Annotated in this window: 16 protein-coding genes; 4 read left to right on the plus strand and 12 right to left on the minus strand. The window is 37.3% G+C overall.

Annotated features, from left to right (window positions below):
- The first annotated feature begins 37 nt into the window (after window positions 1-37).
- The gene (locus DF947_RS22365; protein WP_167398006.1) at window positions 38-214 is read left to right on the plus strand and encodes a hypothetical protein; all 177 of its coding nucleotides are present in this window, start codon (window positions 38-40) and stop codon (window positions 212-214) included.
- 91 nt (window positions 215-305) lie between these two features.
- Here the strand turns inward: DF947_RS22365 and DF947_RS08985 are convergent, their stop codons facing one another.
- Together DF947_RS08985 and recF are read right to left on the minus strand one after the other, a co-directional pair.
- A complete protein-coding gene (locus DF947_RS08985; protein WP_109929372.1) occupies window positions 306-596 on the minus strand; it encodes a DUF721 domain-containing protein in 291 nt (96 codons plus the stop codon).
- The gene (gene recF / locus DF947_RS08990; RefSeq protein ID WP_109929373.1) at window positions 589-1692 is read right to left on the minus strand and encodes a DNA replication/repair protein RecF; all 1104 of its coding nucleotides are present in this window, start codon (window positions 1690-1692) and stop codon (window positions 589-591) included. Before recF ends, DF947_RS08985 begins: the two co-directional genes overlap by 8 nt.
- 125 nt (window positions 1693-1817) lie before the next feature.
- Between recF and DF947_RS08995 the strand changes: the two genes are divergently transcribed.
- Window positions 1818-2483 (plus strand): tetratricopeptide repeat protein, encoded by a 666-nt coding sequence (locus DF947_RS08995; protein WP_109929374.1) that lies wholly within the window; start codon window positions 1818-1820, stop codon window positions 2481-2483.
- 162 nt (window positions 2484-2645) lie between these two features.
- On the opposite strand, the gene pth is transcribed toward DF947_RS08995, so the two are convergent.
- The 3 genes from pth to DF947_RS09010 form a co-directional block, all read right to left on the minus strand.
- Window positions 2646-3206 (minus strand): aminoacyl-tRNA hydrolase, encoded by a 561-nt coding sequence (pth, locus tag DF947_RS09000; protein ID WP_109929375.1) that lies wholly within the window; start codon window positions 3204-3206, stop codon window positions 2646-2648.
- Between the two features lie 281 nt (window positions 3207-3487).
- Window positions 3488-4072: a 50S ribosomal protein L25/general stress protein Ctc gene (locus DF947_RS09005; protein ID WP_109929376.1), complete on the minus strand. Its 585-nt coding sequence runs from the start codon at window positions 4070-4072 to the stop codon at window positions 3488-3490.
- 107 nt (window positions 4073-4179) lie between these two features.
- Window positions 4180-5121 (minus strand): ribose-phosphate pyrophosphokinase, encoded by a 942-nt coding sequence (locus tag DF947_RS09010; RefSeq protein ID WP_109929766.1) that lies wholly within the window; start codon window positions 5119-5121, stop codon window positions 4180-4182.
- 350 nt (window positions 5122-5471) lie between these two features.
- Here DF947_RS09010 and DF947_RS09020 point away from each other — a divergent pair, with 350 nt between their 5' ends.
- Both DF947_RS09020 and DF947_RS09025 read left to right on the plus strand, forming a co-directional pair.
- Window positions 5472-8498 (plus strand): glycosyltransferase family 117 protein, encoded by a 3027-nt coding sequence (locus DF947_RS09020; protein ID WP_109929377.1) that lies wholly within the window; start codon window positions 5472-5474, stop codon window positions 8496-8498.
- A gap of 251 nt (window positions 8499-8749) precedes the next feature.
- Window positions 8750-11791, plus strand: coding sequence for a glycosyltransferase family 117 protein (locus DF947_RS09025; protein ID WP_109929378.1), 3042 nt, complete (start codon window positions 8750-8752; stop codon window positions 11789-11791).
- A 743-nt stretch (window positions 11792-12534) separates the two neighbouring features.
- Here DF947_RS09025 and DF947_RS09030 read toward each other — a convergent pair.
- The 7 genes from DF947_RS09030 to DF947_RS09060 form a co-directional block, all read right to left on the minus strand.
- On the minus strand, window positions 12535-13497 hold the full coding sequence (locus DF947_RS09030; protein WP_109929379.1) for an acetyl-CoA carboxylase carboxyltransferase subunit alpha: 963 nt from the start codon (window positions 13495-13497) through the stop codon (window positions 12535-12537).
- A 249-nt stretch (window positions 13498-13746) separates the two neighbouring features.
- The gene (locus DF947_RS09035; protein ID WP_109929380.1) at window positions 13747-15306 is read right to left on the minus strand and encodes a S10 family peptidase; all 1560 of its coding nucleotides are present in this window, start codon (window positions 15304-15306) and stop codon (window positions 13747-13749) included.
- Window positions 15307-15416: 110 nt separating this feature from the next.
- Window positions 15417-16526, minus strand: a complete 1110-nt coding sequence (locus DF947_RS09040) for a DUF3472 domain-containing protein (RefSeq protein ID WP_109929381.1) — start codon at window positions 16524-16526, stop codon at window positions 15417-15419.
- 147 nt (window positions 16527-16673) lie between these two features.
- Window positions 16674-17735 (minus strand): DUF5007 domain-containing protein, encoded by a 1062-nt coding sequence (locus DF947_RS09045; RefSeq protein WP_109929382.1) that lies wholly within the window; start codon window positions 17733-17735, stop codon window positions 16674-16676.
- A gap of 11 nt (window positions 17736-17746) precedes the next feature.
- Window positions 17747-18448: a fasciclin domain-containing protein gene (locus DF947_RS09050; RefSeq protein WP_109929383.1), complete on the minus strand. Its 702-nt coding sequence runs from the start codon at window positions 18446-18448 to the stop codon at window positions 17747-17749.
- Between the two features lie 11 nt (window positions 18449-18459).
- A complete protein-coding gene (locus DF947_RS09055; protein ID WP_109929384.1) occupies window positions 18460-19914 on the minus strand; it encodes a RagB/SusD family nutrient uptake outer membrane protein in 1455 nt (484 codons plus the stop codon).
- An 11-nt stretch (window positions 19915-19925) separates the two neighbouring features.
- Complete coding sequence (locus DF947_RS09060; RefSeq protein WP_109929385.1) at window positions 19926-23075, minus strand: SusC/RagA family TonB-linked outer membrane protein; 3150 nt, start codon at window positions 23073-23075, stop codon at window positions 19926-19928.
- Window positions 23076-23213: the final 138 nt, after the last annotated feature.

Raw genomic sequence — 23213 nt, forward strand, 5'->3', positions numbered from 1 at the left:
AGTATCGAATGTTAGCTATAACAAAATTAACAACGATATGAAAAGAGCATTTCCATTAGTACTGATTGCATTTTTATGCAGCACCTTAAGCAGTTGTGAACTGGTAGAAGGTATTTTTAAAGCCGGCGTTTGGGTTGGCGTTATTGTGGTTGTAGTAGTGGTGGCTCTGCTCATCTGGATTTTATCAAAAATCTTTGGTGGCGGCAAGGGATAATTGAATTTCGAGTCAAATTTCTAAATCAGAAATAGTTCAAAACATATTTGAAATGTAAGGTTATAATTCAAACCTTACATTTCATCTTTGATTAAAGAAAAATCATTTCATTGATCACTTCACTCCCTGCATGCTCGTTCAGTTTCTGAATAATCCCCTGGCGAACCATAACGAGTTCATTTTTAATTACTGAAGACTCTATCCGGATAAAAAGCTTTTTGTCTTTTATATAAATCTGAGTCGTACGATTTGCAATTGCTGTACCCATAATTTCTGGCCAGATGGCTAAAATTGAAGTTTCATCAAACTTTCGGCGTAAACGATACACATCCAGCATTTTGCCGAAAGCATCTTTTAAGGTAACATCATTAGGTTTACGCATTTTTTATATTTCCATTTTCGACGTCGAACAAAGTTACATCAACTTCTATTTTTTTAAAAATCGATTTTACCCTTTCTATTCCAGTATCTGTAATAAATATTTGTCCAAAGTCGTGATGAGAAACCATTTGCATTAATTTCTGCACTCGATTATCATCCAGCTTATCAAAAATATCATCTAACAAAAGCAAAGGCTTAAAGCCCTTATTTTTAGCCAGATAAGCATATTGAGCCAGTTTCAGCGCAATTAAAAAAGATTTCTGTTGCCCTTGCGAACCGAATTTTTTAAGTGGCATTCCAGTAATTACAAAAGCCAGCTCATCTTTATGAATTCCTGTGGTTGTTCTTTCCAAAACCCGATCCTTTTCTACCGACTTCTGCAAAAGTTCTTCAAAAGCTACATCATTTAACTGCGATTGATAATTTAATTCGACAGTTTCTCTGTTATCGGTAAGGTAGCTATAATATTGGTTAAAGAGCGGTATAAACTCATCCATAAAAGCCTTACGTATAGCAAAGATTTTATTTCCGGCCATAACCAGCTGTTCATCCAAAATTTGAAGCAGGGTAGCATCGTAACGTTTTGTTGCGGCAATTTGTTTTAACAGTGCATTTCTATTGGCTAAGATTCGATTATAGATAATCAGCTGATCCAGATAATGCGCATCGGTTTGAGAAATTACATTATCTATAAACTTTCTGCGTTCCTCGCTCCCTTCCATAATCAGATTTACATCGTATGGAGAAACCATTACCACTGGAAACAAGCCTATATGATCTGCCAGTTTATCGTATTCTTTTTTATTACGCTTAAACTGCTTTTTTTGATTCCGTTTTACGCCACAGCTGATTTTTTCGTTCTTCTCGTTGCGGTCGAAATCACCTTGAATCATAAAAACCTCTTCAGCAGTTTTTATCTGCTGACTATCTATCGGATTAAAGTAGCTTTTGCAAAGGCATAAATAGTGAATTGCATCAAGCATATTGGTTTTGCCTGAACCATTATTGCCTGTAAAAACGTTTACTGTCTCCGAAAAATGGAGATCTGCATCGGTATAGTTTTTAAAATTTAGAAGCGTAATATTCTTTAACCACATAAATAGAGCGCAATTTACCGATTTTTAGCCTCTAAATAACTAATGTTTAATTAAATAGTTCAAAATAAAGATTGATACTTTGACTGAAAAATGTATTTTTGCAATCTTAAATTTTTTAATCAAACATGTCTACAACAGATAACCAGACAATTCAACCTACTAAAAAGGGTTCATTTTTACAGGAAAATAATAAAAGCTTGCTATTTATAGCTGGTGCAGTAGTTTTATTAATCGGCGTATATTTTTGGTATCAAAATGTATATTTAAAAGGCCGTGCTGAAGAAGCTGCAAGCAAAATGTTCAGATCTGAGCAGTTTATCGGTGTAGATTCTTTATCAAATAAGGCAATCAAAGGCGAAGGTGGTTATCCAGGTTTAGAAAAAATTGCTGAAGAGTATGATAATACAAAATCGGCTAATTTAGCTAACCTATACTTAGGCGGGATTTATCTTCGTAAAGGCGAGTATAAACAAGCTGTAGAAGCTTTAAGTAAATATAGCGCTACGGGCAGCCCAGTTGCAGATCCGTTAGCTTTAGGTTTGTTGGGTGACGCTTATAGCGAATTGAAAGACTATAAACAAGCGGCTACTTATTACAAAAAAGCTTCTGATAAGGCTAGCAAATTTACTTCTCCAATGTTTTTGAAAAAGTTAGGCTTGGTTAACGAAAACTTAAATGATTTTAAAGGTGCGGTTGAGGCTTACACCAAAATCAAATCACAGTATCCTGAAAGCGCAGAAGCACAATTGGTTGATGCTTACATTGCGAGAGCTGAAGGCAAAATTAAATAATCATTAAATAACTATATTAGGAAAAAGGCCATCGAAAGATGGTCTTTTTTTGTTTAAAGTGCCTTCAAGAGTGATATTAAATTTTCACAGCAATCTCTTTAATACAACCTTCAAGAAATATATGGCTATAGAATTGCTTTCAGACGCAAAATGAAGGATTTGTTATTTATTAAACGCAGTCATGGTGTGTGCTGGGCCAACAGTTACGAAGCTTTTTATAAGCTCTACACTTTTATCAATGAGTGCCGGCAACTCTAATTGTTCGTTTTTATCAAATAAGCCCAAAACAAAATCAATCTGATGGCCTTTAGGATAATCATTTCCGATACCAAAGCGCAAACGTGCATAATTCTGACCACCACAAACCTCTTCTATACTTTTTAATCCATTATGGCCAGCGCTAGAGCCTTGAAGCTTTAAACGCAACTTACCAAGTGGCAAAGCGAGATCATCTACAATTACGAGTACATTCTCTGGAGAAATCTTTAATTCTTTCATCCAATAGTTAACCGCTTTGCCACTTAAATTCATAAAAGTGGTTGGTTTAATTACATGGAGCTTTTTGCCTTTAAAACCAACCTCGGCATAATAAGCTAGGCGGATATTTTGAAAGCTTCCATCTAAATTTTTAACCAGTTCATCGGCAATATCAAAACCAATGTTATGCCTTGTGTGCGCATAATCCGGTCCAATGTTTCCTAAGCCAACTATAAGATATTTCATGGTTGCAAAGGTAAAAGCTTAAAGCGGAAAGACCAAAGATTAAAGCGGAAAGCTTAAAGACTAAAGACCAAAGCGAAAAGCTTAAAGACCAAAGATTAAAGCGGAAAGCTTAAAGTCCAAAGAAGAAAGACTAGAGCGAAAAGTTTAAAAACCAAAGCGAAGAGCTTAAAGGACAAACATTATATTATGATCTTGAAAATCCTTTAATCTTAAAAAATCCTGATCCAAAAAAAAGCGACACAAAATTTGTGTCGCTTAATCCTGAAATCAAGAAATCCTGATTATTTTTTACCTTTAGCAGCTTCAGTTTCTGCTTGTTTTAATGCTCTACTCATTCCTACAGAAACGATTGTATCTTCTGGAGTATTGGTAATTACATATTTGTCTGCTTTAATATCACGAACGCGAACTAAGCCACCAACTTCTAATTTAGCAATGCTAACTTCTACAGTTTGAGGCATTGTAGCTGGCAAAGATTTAACACGTAGTTTACGTAATTTCTGAACCATTTTACCACCCATTTTAACACCTGGAGAAGTTCCTGCTAATTTTACAGGGATTTCCATAACGATTTCTTTATCATCAAATAATTGAAGAAAATCGATGTGCATTAAAACATCGGTTAATGGGTGAAATTGCGTGTCTTTAACGATTGCTTTAGTTTTTGTACCGTTTACATCAATTTCTACAAAGTTTGCTTCTGGAGTGTAAATTACATCTCTTAAGTCTGCGATAACAACAGCTAAATGTTGTTGTGAAGTACCACCATACAATACCGCAGGAACTTTACCTTCGTAACGAAGCTCTTTGGCATCGCGTTTCCCTACGTTCTCTCTTGGAGAACCGCTAATTGCGATTGTTTTCATTTTATATTTATTTAATTATTGTTTATCTGGTTAAATGTTTCAATTGATTAACTGATTGCATAATTACAATTAACAGATCAATCAATTTCTACAATCAACCTCATTTATTACACTTTAAATAGATCGCTTATAGAACCATGCTCATTTACATTGGCAATTGCTCTTGCAAATAAACTAGCGGTACTTAGCTGTCTAATTTTTGGGCTTTTCATTTTCAACGGAATCGTATCTGTTACAATTAATTCAGTTAATACTGAATTTTCTACCGTTTCAATTGCTTTGCCCGATAAAACGGCATGTGTACAAACCGCTCTAACACTTGCCGCACCATTTTCCATAATCAAAGCCGCAGCTTTAGATAATGTTCCAGCGGTATCGCAAATATCGTCGATCAATACAACATCCTGACCGGTTACATCTCCAATAATCGACATCGATTCGATTTCATTGGCACGTTTACGGCGTTTATCACAAATAATAACTTCTGCATTAAAAAACTTAGCAAAGGTACGAGCCCTGTACGAACCGCCCATATCCGGCGATGCGATGGTTAAATTCTTTAAGCCTAAGCTTTTGATATAAGGAACAAAAATAACCGATCCATCTAAGTGATCTACCGGAATATCGAAGAAACCCTGTATCTGTGCTGCATGCAAATCCATCGTCATAATGCGGTGAATCCCTGCAGACTTTAATAAATTGGCCACCAATTTGGCTCCGATTGCTACACGAGGTTTATCTTTTCTATCCTGACGGGCTAAACCATAGTAAGGAACAACTGCCGTAATGTAATGTGCCGATGCTCTTTTAGCTGCATCTACCATTAACAAAAGTTCCATTAAGTTATCGCTGGGCTGATAAGTAGATTGGATTAAGAAAACATCACAACCACGGATCGATTCATCAAAAGAAGGTTGAAACTCGCCATCACTGAATTTGTGAATGGTTACCTCGCCCAATGGCTTGCCGTAACTTTCAGCTATCTTAAGTGATAATTCTCTAGAACCTGTTCCAGAAAAAAGCTTTACCTGGTTAAACTGCAATGGCATGATTCCGTGTAGTTTACGGGTTAAAAAAAATCGGATCATGTATTTTACACGACCCGATGTTAAACTTAAGTTGTCCGACCTGGATTCGAACCAAGACAAACAGTACCAAAAACTGTCGTACTACCCTTATACTATCGGACAAAAGCAATTCGAGGATATATCCCTCGATTGGGAATGCAAATGTAGGCAGGTTATTTTAAATATGCAAGAACGATTAAAAAAAAATTAAAAATATTTTGCGCTCAATTTAGTTTCAAAAAAATTGTACGACACGTGCAACATTTTCATTTTATAACCGACTTTATAGGTTAAACCTATAAACCTTTTACTATCAATCAGTAACCTAAACTATGAACTATTCTAAAACCAACACGATTGCCGGCTGGTTATGTTTTTTCATTGCCGCAACAACTTACATTTTAACTTTAGATCAATCCGTAAGCTTTTGGGATTGTGGCGAATTTATTGCTTCTGCCTTCCGTTTAGAGGTTGTTCACCAGCCGGGCGCACCAATTGTTTCTATGGTTCAGCGGTTATTTTCTACTTTAGCCATGGGCGATGTAACCAAGGTTGCTTATTTTATGAATCTTGCTTCTGCCCTAGCCAGCGCGGGAACAATTCTTTTTCTTTTTTGGACGATTACGGCTCTAGCTAAAAAAACCATCATAAAAGATGAATCTGAAATGAATACCTCAAAAATCATTAGCATTATTGGCGCAGGTTTGGTTGGTTCCTTAGCTTATGCCTTTTCGGATAGTTTTTGGTTTTCTGCCGTAGAGGCTGAGGTTTATGCCATGTCATCGCTTTGCACTGCAGTTGTATTTTGGGGTATTTTAAAATGGGAATCGCAAGCCAATGATCCGAAATCAGATAGATGGTTATTGTTTGTTGCTTACATGATTGGTATTTCTATCGGCATTCACTTATTAAACCTGTTGGCAATTCCAGCCCTGATTTTTGTTTATTACTTCAAGAAATATCCCGCTCCCAACTGGAAAAGCGTATTAAAGGTTTTCGTTATTTCCATCTCCATTTTGGCATTTGTTCAATTTGGCATTATCCAGTATCTAGTTTCTTTCGCCGCTAATTTTGATTATTTCTTTGTAAACAAATTAGGCTTTGGTTTCAACACCGGAGTTGCATTTTTCGCCATCTTAATTATCGGAGGATTGGTTTATGGAATAAGATATTCAATCATCCACCAAAAAAGAGCATTAAACTTAGCCATGCTATTTACGGTTTTACTTATTTTCGGTTACAGTTCTTTTGCGTTATTAATTATCAGGGCGCATGCAAAACCAAACTTAAACAACACCGATCCCGAAAATGCCTTTAACTTTTTAAGTTATGTAAATCGTTCCCAATATGGAGACCGTCCTTTGGTTTATGGAGAAAACTATAACTCTAATAAAATCGGGATTAAAGAATCCGGAACACTATATAGAAAAGGCGATCAAAAATATGAAGTTGCCGGTACCAAATCAGATTATATTTTTGAACAAAAAACCTTAGCGCCAAGAATGTACAGCGATAAACCCGAACACAGTTCATTTTATAAAAAATGGATGGGTTTTGATGATGAGCATAAACCAACCATGACCGAAAATTTATCGTACATGTCTACCTTTCAAATTGGACAAATGTACATGCGTTATTTTATGTGGAATTTTGTTGGCAGACAGGACAATCAAGATGGCCAGCACGGAGGAAGTAGTGGTGCATGGCTGAGTGGGATTAAGCCTGTTGATGCAATTAGACTTGGCGACCAGAAAAACCTTCCTCCATCAATAACAGAAAACAGAGCGTACAACCGTTTTTTCTTTCTACCCTTAATTATCGGCCTAATTGGGGCCATTTGGCACTTTAAACGTAACCAGAAAGATGCTGGCATTATTGGTCTGCTCTTTATATTTACCGGAGTTGCCATTGTTATTTACTTAAATTCTGTACCTGTAGAACCTCGTGAGAGGGATTATGCTTATGTGGGATCATTCTATGCTTTTGCCATTTGGATAGGTCTTGGTGTTTTCGGGTTGAAAGACTGGGTTTTCCAAAAATTGACGCCAGCAAAGGCAGGCCTTTTTGCTTCTATAATTGCTTTATTTGCCGCACCAGTTATTATGGCAAGTCAGGGCTGGGATGATCATGATCGTTCGGATAGTCATGTAGCAAGAGATGTTTCCATTGATTATTTAAAGGCATGTGCGCCGAATGCCATTCTGTTCACCTATGGCGATAACGATACTTTCCCCGTTTGGTATGCACAAGAGGTAGAAAATATTCGTCCAGATGTACGTGTGGTAAATTTGAGCCTATTCACCGCCGATTGGTATATAGATGGAATGAAGCGGAAGCAGAACCAATCGGAGCCACTTCCAATTTCTATGAAACCGAGTCAATATGTTGCGGGTACTAGAGATGTAATGTATTATCAGGATTATAAAATTGCTCAACATATCGAGCTAAAAGAAATTCTGGACGTTTTATTATCGGATAATGATGCAGATAAGGTTGCTATGCAAGATGGTTCAAAAAGCAATGTTCTGCCCACAAAAAACCTAAAGCTTAAAGTTAACCCTAAAGAAGTTATTGACACAGGAACTGTTCCATTAGAAGATGCCGGCAAAATTGCCAATAGCATGGAATGGACTTACAATTCGGATTATGTAACTAAAGGAACTTTGGCTTTGTTCGATATTCTTACACACAACCAGTGGAAAAGACCAATTTATTTTACCACAACTATGCCTTCAGAACAATATATCGGTTTGGATAAATATTTATATTCTGAAGGTTTAAATATGAGGTTACTTCCATTAAAACCCGATACTGCAACAAACACAGGTTACGGTATGGTAAACACAAAACCAATGTACCACAATGTGATGAACGTTTTTAACTATGGGAATATTAAAAATGCAAATCATTTAGATCGACAATCTGCCGATGATGTAACCATGTTTTCGAATATTTTTAACGGCCTTTTAAATGGATTGTTAGATGAAGGGAAAATTGCCGAAAGTAAAAAAGTTGCTGATCGTTATTTCCAGGTGATTCCTGAAAAGTTTTATGGATTCCGTCAGGTTGCCAGTACTTTTTATTTCACCGAGAGTTTGTATAGATTAAATGATTTGAAAAGGGCAAATGCCTTAGTAAATAGAACAGCTGACTACATGGACAAGGAATTAACCTACCTTGCTGATGTTTCCATTAGCAAAAATCGCTTAGCTTCAGAAAATGAGATTCGTTTTTATATGACTTATTTAGGCCAGATGATTAAATTAACAGAAACATTTAAGCAGGATGAGCTGAGTAAAAAATTGGAGAAACAATATTCAGCCATGTTATTAAGACTTTCTCCTTTTGTGAGCGGTTAGTACTTCTTAAAGGTTCGTGGAGACACGAACCTTAACATTATTGAAAGAACTTCATCATCAAGCCGTGGTATGTGTCTTCACGTACCATTAAATTTTAAAAGCCTACAGTCATTTTTCAATTGATTTTTGGACTTGTTGCGTTAAAAATTGTTAAATCAATCTAAAATTTTACCTGTTTTATCGACTAGAATAGTTAATTTCGGCAGCATTTTTATGTCAATACAAAATTTAATTATCATTATCATAAACCAATGAATTATTCAAAAGTCAATAATATAGTAGGCTGGATCTGCTTTTTAATTGCTACAATAACTTACGTTTTAACCTTAGAACCATCTGCTAGTTTCTGGGATTGTGGCGAATTTATCGCGTCGGCATTTAAAATGCAAGTTGTTCACCAACCGGGTGCACCTTTATTTTTAATGATTCAACGTTTCTTCTCGATGTTCGCAATGGGCAATAAAACCCAAATTGCTTATTGGATGAATATTGGCTCAGCGATTTCGAGTGCAGCAACCATATTATTTTTATTTTGGACCATTACCGCTTTAGCCAAGAAAACATTAATTAAAGTTGGCGAAGAACTTACCACAGGCAAATTGATTAGCATTATGGGTGCCGGAGCAGTTGGTGCTTTAGCTTATACATTTTCTGATAGTTTTTGGTTTTCTGCTGTAGAGTCTGAGGTTTACGCACAATCATCTCTATTTACCGCAATTGTTTTCTGGGGCATTTTAAAATGGGAAGCACATGCCGATGAGCCAAAAGGCGATCGTTGGTTGTTGTTTATCGCCTATATTATGGGTTTATCAATTGGTATTCACCTCCTAAATTTATTAACCATTCCGGCGATGGCTTTTGTTTATTATTTCAAAAAAACAGATAAACCGACTACATCAGGGATTTTTAAAACATTAATCGTTGGGATTTTAATCCTAGCAGTTATTCAATATGGTATTATCCAGTATTTGGTTTCATTTGGTGCTTACTTCGATTTATTCTTTGTAAACACTTTAGGCTTAGGCTTCGGAACGGGTGTATTATTCTTCGCGGTTTTATTGATTGGTGCGTTCGTTTGGGCCATTCGCTATTCAATTGCACATCAAAAGAAATTATTAAACTTAGGCTTAATTTCTACTGTATTAATTATTTTCGGTTATACATCATTCTCGATGATTGTAATCAGAGCCAAGGCTGATCCTAACTTAAACAATAGCGCTCCGAAAGATGCATTTTCGTTTTTGAGCTACTTAAACCGTGAGCAATACGGAGACAGACCTTTGGTATTTGGTCCAAATTATAATTCAGAAAGATCTGGTGTAACAGAAGGAAAAACCATTTGGAGAAAAGGGGATAATAAATACGAGGTTGCCGGAAAGAAAAGCGATTATGAATACACCAACAATACGTTATTGCCTCGTATGTATAGCGATGATCCGAAGCATGCAGCCTTTTACAAAGAATGGATGCATATGGACGATAGCAAAAAACCAAATGTAGTAGATAATGTTGGCTTCTTATTTAGCTATCAAATCGGCTACATGTACATGCGTTATTTTATGTGGAATTTTGTTGGCCGTCAAAACGATGAACAAGGCCAGGGAAGTGGTTTTGAGGGCGAATGGATTAGCGGTATAAAAGGCATTGATAAGATGCGCATGGGCGATCAGACCCATTTACCACCATCAACAGTTGATAACAAAGCTTATAACCGTTTCTTCTTTTTACCATTAATTATCGGCTTAATGGGTGCAATTTGGCACTTTAAACGCAATCAGAAAGATGCCGGAATTGTTGCCCTGTTATTCTTTTTTACCGGTATTGCCATTGTATTATACTTAAATCAAAAACCTTTAGAGCCTAGGGAGCGAGATTATGCTTACACAGGTTCGTTCTATGCTTTTGCCATTTGGATAGGCTTGGGCGTGTTGGCAATTAAAGAATGGTTATTTAAAAAATTAACCCCTACTACTGGTGCAATTGGCGCTACTGTAATTGGTTTACTTGCTGCGCCAACCATTATGGCAGAACAAGGATGGGATGATCACGACCGTTCTACAAAATTGGTTCCACATGATATTGCTTTGGATTACCTACAATCTTGTGCACCGAATGCGATTTTGTTCACCTATGGTGATAATGATACTTACCCGCTTTGGTACATTCAGGAAGTAGAAAATGTGCGTCCAGATGTGCGAATTGTAAACTTAAGTTTGTTTGATACAGATTGGTACATTAATGGAATGAGACAGAAACAAAATGAATCTGCCCCGCTTCCAATTAGTATGGTTCCTTCTCAGTATGTTCAAGGAGAAAGAGATGTAATGCCATATGATGATTATAAACTTGCTGGTGATGTTGAGCTTGAGAAAGTGGTTGATTTGTTATTATCAAACGATGATGGAGATAAAGTACCTATGCAGGATGGTACAAAATCGAACTTCCTGCCAACCAAAAACTTAATGATTACAGTTGATCCACAGCAAGTAGTGAGTACTGGAACGGTTCCAGCTGCAGATGCTTCGAAGATCACAACCAAAATGGACTGGAAATTTAACAAAGGTTATGTAACTAAGGGAACATTAGCCATGTTCGATATCTTAGCGCACAACAACTGGAAACGTCCAATTTATTTTGCATCTACTGTTCCATCAGAACAGTACAATGGTTTAGACAAATATTTATACAACGAAGGATTAGCCTTGCGCTTATTGCCGTTAAAAGCCGATACAACATCTTCTGATGAAAGATCAGAATTAACGAACACACCTGCATTATATAATAACGTAATGAACAAGTTTAAATGGGGCAACATGAAAACGGCTACCTATTTGGATCCACAGTCATCAGACGATACGTTTATATTCACCAACATTTTCAGTAATTTGAGCAGTAACCTAATTAAAGAAGGTAAAACTGCTGAAGCTAAAAAAGTAATGGATAAATATTTTGCCGTGATGCCTCAGAAATTCTATGGTATCCGTACGGTTGTGGTTAAATTCTACATTGCAGAAAACTTATATAAACTTGGAGAAACCGCAAGAGCAAACGAAATTTTATCAACTTCGGGCGATTACATCAATAAAGAATTAACTTACTTGGCTGATGTTTCCCAATCAAAAGGAAGTATTACAGGTTCTCAGAATGTTCAAACCGGCTTATACTATTTGGATAGAATGATTAAAACCAGTAAAGCAGCGGGCCAAGATAAACTGAGTACCCAATTGGAGAAAATATTTGCTGGCCTAGAAAGCAGATTTTCTATGTACTATCAGCAAGGTCCACAACAATAAGCCTTAAAGAAAGAATATTATTAAGCTTCACATTAATTTGTGAAGCTTTTTTATTTACAGGATTTTTAAATCCGAAAATTTTCTAAAACAAAAAAAAGGGCAGTCAAGAATGACTACCCTTCGAATTTGTCTGTTTCCAGCCAAATAAATTAACGCTCTCGATTATATAAACAGGGAATTATATAAATGGTTTTAGAAAAATAAAAAAAATTAAGTGAGCTTTGGAAGATTTGACAAATTCTTTGGTACTTTATATTAAAGTTGCCAAATCTTAATGTTGCTTTAAAACTGACGAAGTTCATCCAACGCTCAAGCCTCGGGAAACTTCGTAAGTTGGAGGGCCACACTTTCGAAGTTTTGGCGGTCTGTGAAATGGGGAAACTTCGACAGTCTCAAAAGAAAGTGCAACAACTTTCTTTGTTACCTGATTAAACTTATCTTATCTAAATGTTGCTTTAAAACTGACGAAGTTCTTCCTACGCTCAATCCTCGGGAAACTTCGTAAGTTGGATGGCAGACTTTCGAAGTTTTGGCGGGCTGTGAAATGGGGAAACTTCGACAGTCTCAAAAGAAAGTGCAACAACTTTCTTTGTTACCTGATTAAACTTATCTTATCTAAATGTTGCTTTAAAACTGACGAAGTTCTTCTTGCGCTTAAGCCTCGGGAAACTTCGTAAGTTGGATCAAAAAAAATCCTGTTCCACCAAAGCGAAACAGGATTATAAATTTATTTAGTTAATGATTTATTCGTTTACAACACCCATTGCGCAGAATTTATCAATTCGCTGTTCAATAAGTTTATCGGTCTTAATTTTACCCAATGCGGTTAAATCTTTAATGATGTAATCTTTTAATGTTTGTCCCATCAATTCAGGATCTTGATGTGCTCCGCCTAAAGGCTCGGGAATTATTCCATCAATTAGTTTGTTGCCAAACATATCATCAGAAGTCAGTTTTAAACAGGCGGCTGCTTTTTCTTTAAAATCCCAGCTTCTCCATAAAATTGAAGAGCAAGATTCTGGCGAAATAACCGAATACCAGGTATGTTCCAACATGTAAACCTTATCGCCAATACCAATACCCAAAGCACCACCAGAAGCACCCTCGCCTACTACCACACAAATAATCGGCACTCTAAGGATAGACATTTCCAATAAATTTCTTGCAATGGCTTCACCCTGTCCACGCTCTTCTGCTTCCAGGCCTGGGTAAGCGCCCATTGTATCGATAAAAGAAATTACAGGTTTGTTAAATTTTTCTGCCAAACGCATTAAGCGCAACGCCTTACGGTAGCCTTCTGGATTTGCCATACCGAAATTACGATATTGACGTTCTTTGGTGTTTTTACCTTTTTGATGACCAATAACCATGACCGTTTGGCCATTAATAGTTGCAAAGCCACCAATAATTGCTTTATCATCCTTCACTGTTCTATCGCCATGTAATTCGATAAAATCATCGCAGATCATATTGATATAATCAAGTGTTTGCGGTCTATCCGGGTGACGGCTCATTTGAACCTTTTGCCATCCGGTAAGGTTGTTATATAAGTTTTGAGTGGTTTCTTCTAGCTTGCCATCCAGTTCATCTAAAGTGGCAGACATATCCACTTTAGTTTTTTCGGCAACCTGTTTAACCTTTTCCATTTGCTGAACTAAATCTGCAATTGGCTTTTCAAAATCGAATGATGTTTTTATTTGTTGCATAATTGAACCACAAAAATAAGTAATTATTTTTAGTTTGCAGTTACCGTTTTTTGTTTCCCATTTGCAAAAACAATTCGTTAATACTTTAAGGAATATTATTTAAATAATTTTGAAAGCTCCACGGGAGTGCCTTGGGCACAGGACGAACATTAATTGCTGTACTGTCTTTGCGCTTCTATTAAATTTTAATTTTCAATATTTGATTATAAAAATCATTCTTGAAAATCTTTAAATCCCAAAAATTCTGGCCTAGAATTTGGCAGCTTCTCCTTCTTTTGGCAGTGCCTTTTTAATAAACTCGCGGATATGATTATTGGCCGTTTTAAGATCATCTTTACGGAGGTACATCATGTGCCCACTGCGATAACCTTCCCAGCTCATGCGGTCTGTTAATTTACCCGCAGCATCTAATTGCCACATGCTGTATTTTGCGTTAAAATAATCGCAGGCACCGTCGTAATAACCAGACTGAACCAAAAGATGTAGGTAAGGATTTTGCGCCATTGCCTGACGAAGGTTGTCGCCAGTTTTGTCGCCGGTATTATCCCATGGATAAACAGAACCGAACATATTGTATTTTAGGTCTGTTTTATAATTCAGTTCATCTCTAATGTACATATTAATGGCCGGCGTAAAGGAATGTAACCAAGAGGTAAGCTCGGCATTATAATCCGGCCCTTCGCCTGCGCTCATTTTATCTATGCCTCGATAGCGGGAATCTAAACGGCCAACGGTAAAACCCTTATCTCTCAAAAGTTCTTTCCAGAAAAAATCGGTTGGAACGTTTAAATTATAATCTAAAATTACCTTTTCTGATAAGCCAGAATAACGGGCCATTTTTGTAGCGATGGCTTTCTTTCTATCGGAGCTTAACATGCCACCTTGTGCAATTGCCGGAATCAGTTCGTTAATGGTAAAGCTTTCTACTTCTGGCAACATTGCCGTTAAATCTTTGCTTTGTAAATCGGTTGGTAAAACTTTATGATACCAAGCCGTAGCGGCGAAATATGGCAAGCGTAAAGCCGCATCAACGGGGCCACTACGTTCTATTCCCAATTCGGTTGGAGATACTAAAACCACGCCATTTAAATACATCCATTGGTTATTTTGTAACTCTAAAGCCAACCCAGAAACGCGGGTGGTTCCATAACTTTCGCCGATTAAAAATTTTGGAGATGCCCAGCGATTGTTTCTGGTAACGAAAGTGTTAATCCATTCGGCCAGATATTTGATATCTGCACGAACACCGAAAAATTTATTTGTTGGAATGTCTTTACTTACCGCTCGTGAATAACCTGTATTTACGGGATCGATGTACACGATGTCAGCAACATCTAAAATAGAATATGGATTTTCTTTGTATCCATAAGGTTGTACGGGATAACCTTCATCATCGATATTTAAAACTACCGGACCCGTGTAAGCAATGTGCATCCAAACAGAGGCTGAGCCTGGACCACCATTAAAAGAAATAACCAATGGCCTTTTGGCTCTATTTTGAACATCGCTCCGTTCGTAATAAGTATAAAACAAACCAGCTATTGGTTTTCCATCTTCATCCCAAACAGGCAATGTTCCTGTGGTTGCTTTGTAAGGGATGTTTTTTCCGTCAACAGTTACAGTGTGGTTGGTTATTACAGCGCTTTCTACTTTAATGGCTCTTTCGTTTCCGGTTGGTTTTGAATCTTCTTTAACCGTTACTTCAGTTTTGGTTACAGTTTCTTTAGTTGGGTTTTTTCTTGACCCTTGCTGCGCATGCACAAAGAAGCCAGCACATAAAAACGTGGTGAGTATAAGTTTAAATTTCATGAAATGTTGGTTTGGTTCCTAAATATCAAATTAAAGGATGGCTTATCAAAAAACCGATTAAAATTGTTACCATAAAAAAAAGCCTCAAATTTCTTTGAGGCTTGGTTTCATTAGGGTTTTAACTCTCGGAGAACAGTTGTTTTTATTGGAGTTGTTTGCCCAAAAATATCGGTAAGCTGTAGGGTAATGTAGTAATCCTGATTTTTGAGCTGAAGATTACTTACTGCAATTCCAACCATGTTTAAATCAGGATCGACACCATTTAGCGATGCAATGGGTTTGCCAGATTTTTGCCTGTTATCGTAAATATTTACGGCATAACTTAATTGTGGTGTAGCCGTATCAAGCATACTCCAGTTTACAAATATTTTCTTTTGGGTATGATCGTAATAACTTGATAAATCGTAAATGGATGGTGCCTGAACAATTTCTGATTGATTTGATTTTTCTTTAACAGGAAAAGCATAACGGGATGGACCTATCTCTGTTCCGCAGGAAGTTAGTTTAACACCACCATCTTGGGCTTCTGCTTTCCAAGAACCTACACCAGCTTCGGCTATTAGAGTATCTGGATGCAACCAAGTGTTCTGTGCGTCCAACATCCAATAAGATTTATAAACTGCCGTTCTTGATTTTTTAGAATCATCGGCAAAGTTTTCTAAAAAGCTTCCCAAATCTCCATGCAGCATGGCTTTGGCTTCTGGTACAACAAAGGTTACATAATGCTTATAGGTTTTTGCGGTGTGGTCATAAATCCAGTAGCCAACATTTGTGGTAGAATCATTTACCGACCAACGACGAATGATATTGGTATACCATTGATCGGGTTTCCAATTAAAATCTGCATGTGAATGTAAACCTGTACCTTCTCCTCCAAAACCGCCAACAAAGGTTAAAGGATCTTTATAGATTGCCGTAATCTGAATTTTGTTTGGAAAATCCCAAATGGAAAAAATGTTATTGGTAAAGCGTTTTTCGTTGTTCCCTGCTTTTTGAATACCGCAATATCCTCCGCTTTTGCCTATTCCAAATTGAACACTACAGGCATAGGTATAGGGCGCAAGTCCGGCTGTTGGAAACATAACGTCGGCCATCATGAGTTCGGCGTTTTGCTTGGCTAAACCTTTTGTTTTAACATAAGGGCCCCATTTCGGACAACTTTGCTGTGCAAAAGAAATTGTAGTTAACAGTACGAATAAAGAGGAAAGGAATGATTTCATTGGGGGATTTATTTAAATAAAATGTTTTATAAATCATCGATTGTCATCCTGAGCCTGTCGAAGGACCTAACATATTTTCAAGGCATTTCGACAAGCTCAATTTGACAAGTTTATTTACAAATCAATTCGTAATAGAACCTTAATCTTCTATTTTTTGGTAGCGGCTAATATAATTTCATAGATGTATTTTCCTGGCCTATTGATTCTGGTATTAAACCTAACATTAAGTTTAACCGGCCTTTTGTTCCAGGTACCATATGGCAATTGGCTTGGCGGATTCCAGTTTGTAGCGCTTGCCGTATCAATGGAAGCAACGTTATTGGCATTAATTCTATAGTAACAGTTTATCCCATTACTCTGACTATCCCAATAAAGTGCGGGAAAAGGGCTTGTTGCGTAATCATATAAAACAGCTGTATCGGTAACGGTAGTTTTGTATGCAAATGTACCTAAGGTTTTTAAGTAGGAGTTTCCACTTGGTCTTTGTTTATACTCAGATGGTGCAAATAAAGCTCCGTTTTTATCCTTGAATTTAAGCACAACCTGGTTTGGCGAATCGGCCACACGTTTAATTTTTAACCATGCAGTTGTCGATCTTCCAACCGTTGCATCAATCCAGTCTGCATCGTAGGCAAATCGAATAGCAGTTTCGCTATTGGCTTCAACTGCTAAAGAATATGGGGCATTAATATATTCATACTCTACCTGAGGGGCTAAAATAATGGTGCAAATTCCATTATAAGTTTTTGTGCCATTAGGATTTTTTACTTGAATATCGAGCAAATATTCTCCTGGAGGAATATTATTGCTCGCCTCGTTAAAAACCATTTGACCGCTTACCGGAGTAACCTCAAAAGGTGTTTTTTTAACTCTAGTTCTTTTGGCGTTAATTAGCGCAAGCGTAGTATCAGTTGTAGGATCGTATGGTAATTTCCACACATCTAATTCATATTCCTTAAAAAACTCTTCTGCTCTTTTTCCAGTATCCTTATGCCTAACGTTAAGCAGCGTAACTTCAAAAGGCGGGGTAGATGCATCAGGAATTAATCCCTGAGATAAATAAAACGAGCCTGCATTTACCCTTAACGGGTTTGAAGAATAACGTAAATAATCACTTAAAAAACCTTCTTTAACTTTCTTACAAGCATTAAAGCTTAATGTTGCAATAATTAGGCAAAGTATGCCTCCGAATAAATATATCTTTTTCATAAAATATTGCTTTAAAAATCTTTCACTTTAAATGTCCATGGATGCGAATTGCTTAAAACATGTACAATTCCATTTGTTGTTTCAATGCCTGATGTTTGGCAAACGGCACTTCTATCCAGTAGGCTTTCATCGCCACTGGGGTCTTCCATTTGTCCGTTTACTAAAACATCTCTTTCGCCAATTACTCGGGTAAAATAAACCAATCTGGCATCCGTAGTAATAATTCCATCAACCAAATAGCCTGGCGTTTTTGTGTATGAAATTACAAAGCTTTCGCTTGGAGATACTACAGGGTGATAGATTTGTCCATCCTCGGTAAGTTGATTATAGGAGATTTTTCCTTTGAAAACATAAATGCCCAACGAATCTCTAAGCATTGCTGGCGTAAAGTATTTGAACAGAGAATCTAAAGTGTATTTTTTGTTTTCATCAATTTGACGGGCTTCATCGCGTTTAATGTTCAAGAAATTATTGATCGAATAATTATTGGGCACAAAAAAAGTAACATCACCATTAATGATGTCTTTTAAACCAGCCTTATCGATTATCATTAAAGTAGTATCAAAAACCTTTTTCGGATGCGATTTTAAAAAATCGTAAGTATTGAAGTTCACTTTTGGATTGCTTAAGCCTCCATCAATAATTCCGTTTCCTTTTTTACAGCTGATGAACACAATCATGGCTGCAAAAACTATAAATATGTATTTTTTCATGTGATGTCTTTTTAGTATTTACCTTTCCAGAATTCTGTTTGATTAATCAGGTTGTTGTTTTGGAGAATGCTATTGGCAATCGGCCATCTCCAACCTTTAAGTGCTTTACGGGCATCGGTCATCCAAACCGGGCTTCGGTTCATCCGTACACCATCAAAGAAATTCTGACCTTCGCCGGCAAGTTCTCTAACCCGTTCGTTCATGATTTCTATTTTAAGCAAATTTCCAACGGCTGAGGTTCCGCCTGTATTTGCTCTTACTTTAACCACATTAATTGCCGTTTGCGCTTCTGGATCTCTTGCCAAAGCATTTAAAGCTTCTGCTTTTAACAAATATATATCTGCCAAACGGTAGATAATTAAATTGCTTTCTATATAAGGTTCAGAAACGGTTTTGTAACCAACGTCGCTGTATTTAATTAAAAGATCGATATCGGCACTGCTGCTGTATCCATAAAACTTATCCAATCTAACATCTGCTGCATTTGGATAAATATTGAATAGAAAATCAGAATTTACATAATATAAAGGTTTGCTATATCGATCTGTAATGTATGGTTCCATTAGGGTTTGGAAACCAATCCCATCACTGAAATAAGCTTCCTTATTTGCATTCGAAGATGGAATTACAAAGATATTTTCCTTCGAATTGGTATTCTTAAATGGCATTCTAATGTTATCAGCAGTTTCCAAACCATAAGTATCAACTTTGTTAATTATGGAATCGGTATAGACTAAAGTTTTTGTATAATCATGTCTCCAAGCGGTAACGTGTGCAAGTAAACCAAGTGCCGCACCTTTATTCGCCCTGGTTCTTTGATATTGAGCTGTACCTTCAAAGGTCATTAATGCGGATGCCTTAGCCGCATCACTAATTACCTGATTGGTTATGGTTTCTTCCGGAGATTGGGCCAAAAGCTTAATCTGTTCTGCCGTATAAATTGGATCGTTTTGCAAGGGAACTTCACCCCAAACCCGGGCCAAATAGAAGTAGCAAAGTCCGCGTAAAAAGTAGGCCTCGCCAATTAGGTAATTTTTAGCTTTAATACCACCAGAAAATGAAGCAGTTGGAATTGCAGGCACTTTATCAATTACCAAATTGCAAACGTTAATTACCTTGTACCAATTTGTCCAAGTGTGCGCCCCTCCTTCACGATAGTAAACGGCATTTAAACCTCCATTTACGTACGGACCCTGCATATTGGTGTCATCTGTTTTAAATTCACCATAAGGCAAATCGCCCCAGATAAAGAAAGTATTATCGGTGTATAAACTAGTCCTCAGCAATCCGTAAGCACCACTTATTGCGCCTTGCGCATCCGCCTCGGTTTTCCAGAACTTATCATCATAAGTTGCGTTATCCAGTTCGTTATCTAATGCTTTTTTGCAAGATGGAGCTATTAATACGATTAGCAGTGTTGCCATCATTAGCAAACTACTCTTTATGTTTTTGTTGTTCGTTTTCATCTGCTTAATATTTAAAATTCTACCTGAAGACCAAATGTGTATTTCTTAGGAATCGGATACCCATCACCGAAATCGTAGCCTTGAGCATTTACCGCTTCAGCATCTATTCCAGAAAACTTTTGGAACATTACAAGGTTATCTGCCATGGCATAAAGTTTAATTTTGTTAAGCTTCATTTTTTTCATGAAAGAGAAGTTTTGCGGGGTAAAATCGTAGCCTAAGTTTACGTTCTTAATTCTAACATACCAGCCTGGTTCTACATAGAAAGTTTGTTCTGCCCTAAATACATATAAGCCAGCGAAAGGATTTAAAGCTGGGAAGGTTGCGTTATCTCCGGCTTGTCTCCAATAATTATACTGCTCATAATCTCCGATTGATGCTCTAGCCAAATCTTCTGGATTACCATAAAATAGTCCGTTTGATAATCTTTGCGCCAATGTGCTGTTTACAATTGTTCTACCCAATGTAAACGTGGTGAAAATTGATAGAGAGAAGTTTTTATATCTGAAAGCATTGTTTATACCTCCTGTGGCTTTGGGATTTGGATTACCATAGAAAGTAACATCGTTTTCGCCATTGTTGTCTGATATTTTGTAATCGCCAGTAATATCTCTCCATTTTGGCATACCCAAAATTAAAGTTCCCCATTTTGTTGCACCAACCTGGCCGGTATATGGGTTTACCAATAAATCGCTGATTGAATTGATTACGCCATCGGTAATGTACATTTGATACATATTTAATGGTTTGCCTACAACATAAATGGTTCCGTTGCTATATAAATCACGGTTTCCGTTAGGAAGTGCCGTTACCATATTTTTATTGAACGAAATGTTGATTGAAGGACTCCATTGAAAAGCCGATTCGGGTTTGAAAACACGCCCCGTAAGCTGAAGTTCCAACCCTGAGTTTCTAACACCCGCAGCGTTACTTAAAGAGGTACTGTAACCCGAGGTTTCTGGAACCAATACTTTAAGCATTTGGCCCGTTGTATTTCTTACATAAGCATCGGCGGTTAAAGTTAAGCGACGTTTAAAAAACTCTAAATCCAAGCCGATGTTGGTTTGAGCCGATTCTTCCCAAGTTAGATTGTTGTTGGTTAATTTATCAAAGTTTGGATAAATAACCGGAACGCCATTATACGTACCTGCGCTACTTCCAGCATATCCGGCTGCGCCCAATGCAAAACTATTATAACGATCGTTATCGCCGATACTGGCTTCATCTCCACTTAAGCCCCAGCTAAACCTAACTTTGGCTAAATCTAACCATGAAACATTTTTCAAGAAATTTTCTTCCGTAGCAATCCACGCGGCAGAGAAAGATGGAAATATCGCCCAGCGGTTATCTCTACCAAATCTTGAAGATGCATCAGCTCTTATGTACGAATCAAAAAGGTATTTCTCTTTATAATCGTAATGCGCACTGCCAAAAAAGGAAAGTTTTGCATAAGTAGAATGGTCAGACCCACCGGATAAATCGCCCTGAGCCACGCCTGATACAACCTTGATGTTATCATTCGGAATGCCCTCTCCTGCAACCGATAAAGATTGATTATCGCGTTTTTCGAAAGCTTGTCCAGCTAAGAAATTTAAATTGTGCGTTTCGTTTATGCTGAAATTATACAGCAATGTATTGGTAATTAAATACTTTAAGCCCTCGCTAAAACCAGAAAATGCATAAGCCCGACCATTATATTCGCTCCTTGCCGGACTAAAGAAATCTCTTTTTGATGAGCTGTAACTAATTGCTCCCTCGGTATTAAAAGAAAGGTTTTTCAGGATGTTATAGGTGAGTTTAGTAACTGCACTCACGTTATTATCAGCGTTGCTATTTCGAACAGATTCATACGGGGCCTCTATATCTGCACGATCTTGATCAGACAGATAAAAGAGCGACGAAGGCATACTTATTGGGTTAATTTTAAAAGCGTTTCGATATCCCTGCTCTCCCGGCCTTACCCTGCCCACCAGTCTATTTCCTCTGCTTAACCGTAGGGAGGTTTGCATCTGGAATTTTTCGCTAAAGTTTGCACCCAAGTTTGCGTTGATGGAATAACGTTCGTAGCCCGTTGCCTTGATAATTCCCTTTTCATCATAATGACCAACGCCAACTCTATAGTTGAATTTTTCACTTCCACCAGATACGGCTAAATCCTGGTTGGAAACCGCTCCGTTTTGATAAAATAAATCTTGCCAGTTATTGTTATTGTTAAAAGACGGATTCAAACTATCTGTTAACATTATTGGAACTTGATTTCTAATTTGAGTTGCATTTCCATAATTATAAATCAGATCTAATTTTCTTCTTCGCTCGGCTGCGCCGATTACAGTTTCTAGAAAATCGGGCTGATTAACCATTCCGTAATACGTATTAAAAGTTACTTTTGGAACGCCCGAAATTCCTCTCTTGGTTTTTATTAAAATTACACCATTTGCGCCTCTAGAACCATAAATGGCTGCGGCCGATGCATCTTTCAATACATCGATAGATTCTACATCATTTGGATTTAAAGAGGTTAGAAAGTTGGTTCCGGTTTGAGTAAATGCCTCAACCTCATCCTCAGAAACTGGTAAACCATCAATAACATATAATGGATTACTAAAAGCTCTATCTCCATCAAACTCTCCGGCCGACATGATTCTGGTATTTCCACGAACCATTAATGAGGTACTTACCCCAGGTTGCCCTGTAAAATTTTGAACGTTTACACCTGGAAGCTTTCCTTGCAATAGAACATCAACACTTGCTGCCGGAAGGTTTTCTATATCCTTACTGGTTATAGATGCCAGCGCTGCGGTTGAATTTCTTCGCTTAACCTGTTGGTAACCCACAACAACAACATCAGTTAAAGATTGTTGATCAGGATTAAGGTTAACATTAATATTGGTACGGCCATTTACCTGAACTTCCTTCAGCTTATAACCTACATAGCTAAAAGTTAATGTAGCATCGGTAGCTGCGGTAATGCTGTAACGCCCATTTGCATCGGTACTTACTGCTATTGTAGCATTTTTAATTTTTACCGATACGCCGGGAAGCGATTGGCCGTCATCTGCGCCTTTTACCACCCCGGTAATTTTTAACTGCGCCGATACCGAAGTAACAACGAGTAGAAAAACGGCGAGTAAACCAATTTTTCTTGTGTAAAATTTAATCATAAAAATATTTATTTAGTTGAGATTAGGTTGCTTGTCTGAAATCGGTTATTATGTTAGTTGTTCCAATCACTTAGGGATGATCGTGATTGTTTGTCACCTAAAGGTAATGGTAACAGAAGTAGATTTTTCATCAAATCA

Origin of the sequence: Pedobacter paludis (assembly GCF_003173575.1) — a bacterium.
GTDB lineage: Bacteria > Bacteroidota > Bacteroidia > Sphingobacteriales > Sphingobacteriaceae > Pedobacter > Pedobacter paludis.

What these genes read in the sequence shown, in the direction of transcription:
- DF947_RS09010 (WP_109929766.1), bottom strand. Translation starts at nt 5,121, where the DNA reads ATGCCATTGCAGTTTAACCAGGTAAAGCTTTTTTCTGGAACAGGTTCT.
- DF947_RS09040 (WP_109929381.1), bottom strand. Translation starts at nt 16,526, where the DNA reads ATGAAATCATTCCTTTCCTCTTTATTCGTACTGTTAACTACAATTTCT.
- DF947_RS08995 (WP_109929374.1), top strand. Translation starts at nt 1,818, where the DNA reads ATGTCTACAACAGATAACCAGACAATTCAACCTACTAAAAAGGGTTCA.
- DF947_RS09045 (WP_109929382.1), bottom strand. Translation starts at nt 17,735, where the DNA reads ATGAAAAAGATATATTTATTCGGAGGCATACTTTGCCTAATTATTGCA.
- DF947_RS09020 (WP_109929377.1), top strand. Translation starts at nt 5,472, where the DNA reads ATGAACTATTCTAAAACCAACACGATTGCCGGCTGGTTATGTTTTTTC.
- pth (WP_109929375.1), bottom strand. Translation starts at nt 3,206, where the DNA reads ATGAAATATCTTATAGTTGGCTTAGGAAACATTGGACCGGATTATGCG.
- DF947_RS09035 (WP_109929380.1), bottom strand. Translation starts at nt 15,306, where the DNA reads ATGAAATTTAAACTTATACTCACCACGTTTTTATGTGCTGGCTTCTTT.
- DF947_RS09030 (WP_109929379.1), bottom strand. Translation starts at nt 13,497, where the DNA reads ATGCAACAAATAAAAACATCATTCGATTTTGAAAAGCCAATTGCAGAT.
- DF947_RS09050 (WP_109929383.1), bottom strand. Translation starts at nt 18,448, where the DNA reads ATGAAAAAATACATATTTATAGTTTTTGCAGCCATGATTGTGTTCATC.
- DF947_RS09005 (WP_109929376.1), bottom strand. Translation starts at nt 4,072, where the DNA reads ATGAAAACAATCGCAATTAGCGGTTCTCCAAGAGAGAACGTAGGGAAA.
- DF947_RS22365 (WP_167398006.1), top strand. Translation starts at nt 38, where the DNA reads ATGAAAAGAGCATTTCCATTAGTACTGATTGCATTTTTATGCAGCACC.
- DF947_RS09060 (WP_109929385.1), bottom strand. Translation starts at nt 23,075, where the DNA reads ATGATTAAATTTTACACAAGAAAAATTGGTTTACTCGCCGTTTTTCTA.
- DF947_RS09025 (WP_109929378.1), top strand. Translation starts at nt 8,750, where the DNA reads ATGAATTATTCAAAAGTCAATAATATAGTAGGCTGGATCTGCTTTTTA.
- DF947_RS09055 (WP_109929384.1), bottom strand. Translation starts at nt 19,914, where the DNA reads ATGAAAACGAACAACAAAAACATAAAGAGTAGTTTGCTAATGATGGCA.
- DF947_RS08985 (WP_109929372.1), bottom strand. Translation starts at nt 596, where the DNA reads ATGCGTAAACCTAATGATGTTACCTTAAAAGATGCTTTCGGCAAAATG.
- recF (WP_109929373.1), bottom strand. Translation starts at nt 1,692, where the DNA reads ATGTGGTTAAAGAATATTACGCTTCTAAATTTTAAAAACTATACCGAT.